At 54.8% G+C, this 5,711-nt stretch carries 2 tRNA genes and 3 rRNA genes; all 5 read right to left on the bottom strand.

The annotated features are described in order from the left end of the window. Nucleotides 1-239: 239 nt before the first annotated feature. Nucleotides 240-354: ribosomal RNA gene (rrf, locus tag ISP18_RS00130) — 5S ribosomal RNA — on the bottom strand. A 183-nt stretch (nt 355-537) separates the two neighbouring features. Continuing rightward, nucleotides 538-3,414: ribosomal RNA gene (locus ISP18_RS00125) — 23S ribosomal RNA — on the bottom strand. Nucleotides 3,415-3,618: 204 nt separating this feature from the next. Next, nucleotides 3,619-3,694 (bottom strand) — tRNA-Ala (locus ISP18_RS00120). Between the two features lie 27 nt (nt 3,695-3,721). Continuing rightward, nucleotides 3,722-3,798, bottom strand: a tRNA-Ile gene (locus ISP18_RS00115). Nucleotides 3,799-3,907: 109 nt separating this feature from the next. Beyond that, nucleotides 3,908-5,452: ribosomal RNA gene (locus ISP18_RS00110) — 16S ribosomal RNA — on the bottom strand. Together the 16S, 23S and 5S rRNA genes with 2 tRNA genes alongside form the textbook arrangement of a ribosomal RNA operon. Nucleotides 5,453-5,711: the final 259 nt, after the last annotated feature.

Here is a 5,711-nt window from a genome sequence, read left to right as displayed (position 1 = left end):
AGCACGAGCACAGCTGGTTCATTCTGCTCGCGTTATGCAACGGAGTTCGCACTGGCCATACAGAGCGACGGCTGGATGCTCAACACCGAGAACTAGCACGATGACCATCTGCAGCACGCCTACGTCGGCGTTTGATCCACCAAGCGGGCACCGAAGCCCGTGATCGATGCGCCGCATGCTGCCATCGCTGTAAAGCAAAACGCCTTCCCGATCTCGGGAAGGCGTTTTAAGGATAAAGCCCCTGGCGGTGACCTACTCTTGCATGGGCAATGCCACACTACCATCGGCGCAGCTGCGTTTCACTTCCGAGTTCGGGATGGGATCGGGTGGGGCCACAGCGCTATAGCCGCCAGGGAAGGGGTGGGAGCAGCGCTTTTTAGCGCCGGCTCCGCAACTTTGAAGAGTCCGACCATAGATAGCCGGTTTTTAACTCTTCTCGTGAGACGGATCTCACGTGAGATAAAGGGTAAACGAGTGACAAGCGTCTGGTGAATTGAGATGTTCGTTGGTCATAACCACGAAGCGTCTTGGGGTTATATGGTCAAGCCGCACGGCGCATTAGTACGCGTTAGCTCAATGCATTGCTGCACTTCCACATCGCGCCTATCAACCACCTAGTCTTGATGGTGCCTTAAGGAGACTCGAAGTCTCGGGAGATCTCATCTTGGGGCGTGCTTCCCGCTTAGATGCTTTCAGCGGTTATCACTTCCGTTCGTAGCTACCGGGCAATGCCATGGGCATGACAACCCGAACACCAGCGGAACGTCCACTCCGGTCCTCTCGTACTAGGAGCAGCCCCCCTCAAATCTCCAACGCCCACGACAGATAGGGACCGAACTGTCTCACGACGTTCTGAACCCAGCTCGCGTACCACTTTAAATGGCGAACAGCCATACCCTTGGGACCGGCTACAGCCCCAGGATGTGATGAGCCGACATCGAGGTGCCAAACACCGCCGTCGATATGAACTCTTGGGCGGTATCAGCCTGTTATCCCCGGAGTACCTTTTATCCGTTGAGCGATGGCCCTTCCATACAGAACCACCGGATCACTAAGACCTACTTTCGTACCTGCTTGATCCGTCGATCTTGCAGTCAAGCACGCTTATGCCTTTGCACACAGTGCGCGATGTCCGACCGCGCTGAGCGTACCTTCGTGCTCCTCCGTTACGCTTTGGGAGGAGACCGCCCCAGTCAAACTACCCACCATACACGGTCCCCGATCCGGATTACGGACCTAGGTTAGAACGTCAAGCACTTCAGGGTGGTATTTCAAGGTTGGCTCCACCGAAACTAGCGTCTCGGTTTCATAGCCTCCCACCTATCCTACACAGAAGAACTCAACGTTCAGTGTAAAGCTATAGTAAAGGTTCACGGGGTCTTTCCGTCTTGCCGCGGGAACGCTGCATCTTCACAGCGATTTCAATTTCACTGAGTCTCGGGTGGAGACAGCGCCGCTGTCGTTACGCCATTCGTGCAGGTCGGAACTTACCCGACAAGGAATTTCGCTACCTTAGGACCGTTATAGTTACGGCCGCCGTTTACTGGGGCTTCGATCAAGAGCTTCGCCTTGCGGCTGACCCCATCAATTAACCTTCCAGCACCGGGCAGGCGTCACACCCTATACGTCCACTTTCGTGTTTGCAGAGTGCTGTGTTTTTGATAAACAGTCGCAGCGGCCAGGTTACTGCGACCCGCTAGTGCTCAGTCACGCATGTGACCACACCGGCGGGCGCACCTTCTCCCGAAGTTACGGTGCCATTTTGCCTAGTTCCTTCACCCGAGTTCTCTCAAGCGCCTTGGGATTCTCACCCTGCCTACCAGTGTCGGTTTACGGTACGGTTTGCTGTAGCTGAAGCTTAGTGGCTTTTCCTGGAAGCGTGGTCTCAGTCACTTCGCCCTAAGGGCTCGTCTCGGTGCTCGGCGTATGTGATCCCGGATTTGCCTAAGATCACCGCCTACCGCCTTTCCCCCGGACAACCAACGCCGGGTAGACCTAACCTTCTCCGTCCCCACATCGCACTACAGTCAAGTGCTGGAATATTAACCAGCTTCCCATCGACTACGCATTTCTGCCTCGCCTTAGGGGCCGACTCACCCTGCGCCGATGAACGTTGCGCGAGGAAACCTTGGGCTTTCGGCGTGCGGGCTTTTCACCCGCATTATCGTTACTCATGTCAGCATTCGCACTTCCGATACCTCCAGCAAGCTTCTCAACTCACCTTCACAGGCTTACGGAACGCTCCTCTACCGCGCACACAAAGTGTGCACCCCGAGCTTCGGTGTATCGCTTAGCCCCGTTAAATCTTCCGCGCAGACCGACTCGACCAGTGAGCTATTACGCTTTCTTTAAAGGGTGGCTGCTTCTAAGCCAACCTCCTGGCTGTCTATGCCTTTCCACATCGTTTTCCACTTAGCGATAACTTGGGGACCTTAGCTGCGGGTCTGGGTTGTTTCCCTTTTCACGACGGACGTTAGCACCCGCCGTGTGTCTCCCGTACATTCTGTCCTGGTATTCGGAGTTTGCCATGGTTTACTAAGTCGCAATGACCCGCTAGCCATAACAGTGCTCTACCCCCAGGAAGATTCATACGAGGCGCTACCTAAATAGCTTTCGAGGAGAACCAGCTATCTCCGAGTTTGTTTAGCCTTTCACTCCTATCCACAGCTCATCCCCATCTATTGCAACAGATGTGGGTTCGGTCCTCCAGTGCGTGTTACCGCACCTTCAACCTGGCCATGGATAGATCACTCGGTTTCGGGTCTACTGCCAGAGACTATGCGCCCTATTCAGACTCGGTTTCCCTTCGCCTCCCCTATACGGTTAAGCTTGCCACTGACAGTAAGTCGCTGACCCATTATACAAAAGGTACGCAGTCACCCTTGCGGGCTTCCACTGCTTGTACGTATACGGTTTCAGGGTCTATTTCACTCCCCTCTCCGGGGTTCTTTTCGCCTTTCCCTCACGGTACTTGTTCGCTATCGGTCAGTCAGGAGTATTTAGCCTTGGAGGATGGTCCCCCCATGTTCAGACAAGGTTTCTCGTGCCTCGCCTTACTCAATTTCACACAATGTGCGTTTTCGCCTACGGGGCTATCACCCGCTATGGCCGGCCTTTCCAAACCGTTCGACTAACACATACTGTGCTTTTGGGCTGCTCCCCGTTCGCTCGTCGCTACTCAGGGAATCTCGGTTGATTTCTTTTCCTCCGGGTACTTAGATATTTCAGTTCCCCGGGTTCGCTTCGCTCAGCTATGTATTCACTGAGCGATACTCCTTACGGAGTGGGTTTCCCCATTCGGACATTGCCGGATCAAAGCTTGTTGCCAGCTCCCCGACACTTTTCGCAGGCTGCCACGTCCTTCATCGCCTCTGACTGCCAAGGCATCCACCGTATACGCTTGGTCGCTTGACCATATAACCCCAAATCGCCTCGCGGCCATTCGTTGTCATATACCCAAACAACGCATTCGTCGTTTGCCTCAACGACACATCTCGGTTTGGTTCAAACCAAGACGCTTGTCACTCGTTTACGTTTTCAAAGAACACGACGCTGGCCTCAACGCCAGTTCGCTTCAAAATCTTTTGTATGCGCTACACATCCGCTTACCGTTAAAACTGGTGGAGCCAGTCGGGATCGAACCGACGACCCCCTGCTTGCAAAGCAGGTGCTCTCCCAGCTGAGCTATGGCCCCGTAAGTCCGGGTCGGCATCCCAAATAATGGTGGGTCTAGGTGGACTCGAACCACCGGCCTCACCCTTATCAGGGGTGCGCTCTAACCACCTGAGCTACAGACCCATAAAGCTTCAGGCCCCGCTCCTTGCGGAGCAGGCCTCTCACGCCGTCGGCGTGCGGATGTGCAGGTGTCTTGTGTGGACGTCTTGCGGCAGCGGTGCTGTCGCTCTCGAAAGGAGGTGATCCAGCCGCACCTTCCGATACGGCTACCTTGTTACGACTTCACCCCAGTCATGAACCACTCCGTGGTCGTCGCCCTCCTTGCGGTTAGGCTAACGGCTTCTGGAGCAACTCACTCCCATGGTGTGACGGGCGGTGTGTACAAGGCCCGGGAACGTATTCACCGCGACATAGCTGATTCGCGATTACTAGCGATTCCGACTTCACGAAGTCGAGTTGCAGACTTCGATCCGGACTGGGATCGGCTTTCTGGGATTGGCTCCACCTCGCGGTCTCGCAACCCTCTGTACCGACCATTGTAGTACGTGTGTAGCCCTGGCCGTAAGGGCCATGATGACTTGACGTCATCCCCACCTTCCTCCGGTTTGTCACCGGCAGTCTCCTTAGAGTTCCCACCTTTACGTGCTGGCAACTAAGGACAAGGGTTGCGCTCGTTGCGGGACTTAACCCAACATCTCACGACACGAGCTGACGACAGCCATGCAGCACCTGTGTTCGCATTCCCGAAGGCACTTCCGCATCTCTGCAGAATTTGCGACATGTCAAGGCCAGGTAAGGTTCTTCGCGTTGCATCGAATTAAACCACATACTCCACCGCTTGTGCGGGCCCCCGTCAATTCCTTTGAGTTTCAGTCTTGCGACCGTACTCCCCAGGCGGCGAACTTAACGCGTTAGCTTCGACACTGATCTCCGAGTTGAGACCAACATCCAGTTCGCATCGTTTAGGGCGTGGACTACCAGGGTATCTAATCCTGTTTGCTCCCCACGCTTTCGTGCCTCAGCGTCAGTGTTGTCCCAGATGGCCGCCTTCGCCACTGATGTTCCTCCCGATCTCTACGCATTTCACCGCTACACCGGGAATTCCACCATCCTCTGACACACTCTAGCTTCCCAGTATCCACTGCCATTCCCAGGTTGAGCCCGGGGATTTCACAGCAGACTTAAGAAACCGCCTACGCACGCTTTACGCCCAGTAATTCCGATTAACGCTTGCACCCTTCGTATTACCGCGGCTGCTGGCACGAAGTTAGCCGGTGCTTATTCCTCAGGTACCGTCAGCCCCACCGGGTATTAGCCGGTAGTATTTCGCTCCTGATAAAAGTGCTTTACAACCCGAAGGCCTTCTTCACACACGCGGCATTGCTGGATCAGGCTTGCGCCCATTGTCCAATATTCCCCACTGCTGCCTCCCGTAGGAGTCTGGGCCGTGTCTCAGTCCCAGTGTGGCTGATCATCCTCTCAGACCAGCTATCGATCGTCGCCTTGGTGAGCCATTACCTCACCAACTAGCTAATCGAACATCGGTCCATCCAACCGCGCGAGGTCCGAAGATCCCCCGCTTTCTCCCGTAGGACGTATGCGGTATTAGCGTAAGTTTCCCTACGTTATCCCCCACGTCTGGGCAGGTCCCGATGTATTCCTCACCCGTCCGCCACTCGCCACCCATGGTATTGCTACCACTGTGCTGCCGTTCGACTTGCATGTGTTAGGCATGCCGCCAGCGTTCAATCTGAGCCAGGATCAAACTCTTCACTTAAGTTTTCGATCATCCGAAGACGATCTATCTTTCCGAAGCGTTTACCCTAACCTTAAAACGTCAAGCTTTTGAATTGACTCTTTGGTTAGACGCTTGCAATACATGGACAGTCATCCATCTACCGCAAGGCGCCCACACAAGTCACCTGCGCATACTGTCAAAGATCAATCACTTGCAACCGACTCTTGTCGATCGCCCCAAGACCTTTCGTCCCGGGTGAGCCGCCCATTCTACATCCCTTCACGCTTCCGTCAACACC

It is taken from the genome of Dyella humi, from assembly GCF_044904605.1.
In the GTDB taxonomy this organism is placed as follows: Bacteria; Pseudomonadota; Gammaproteobacteria; order Xanthomonadales; family Rhodanobacteraceae; genus Dyella_B; species Dyella_B humi.
The sequence above is the reverse complement of the archived record's forward strand: the minus strand, read 5'-3'. Positions and strand labels throughout refer to the sequence as shown.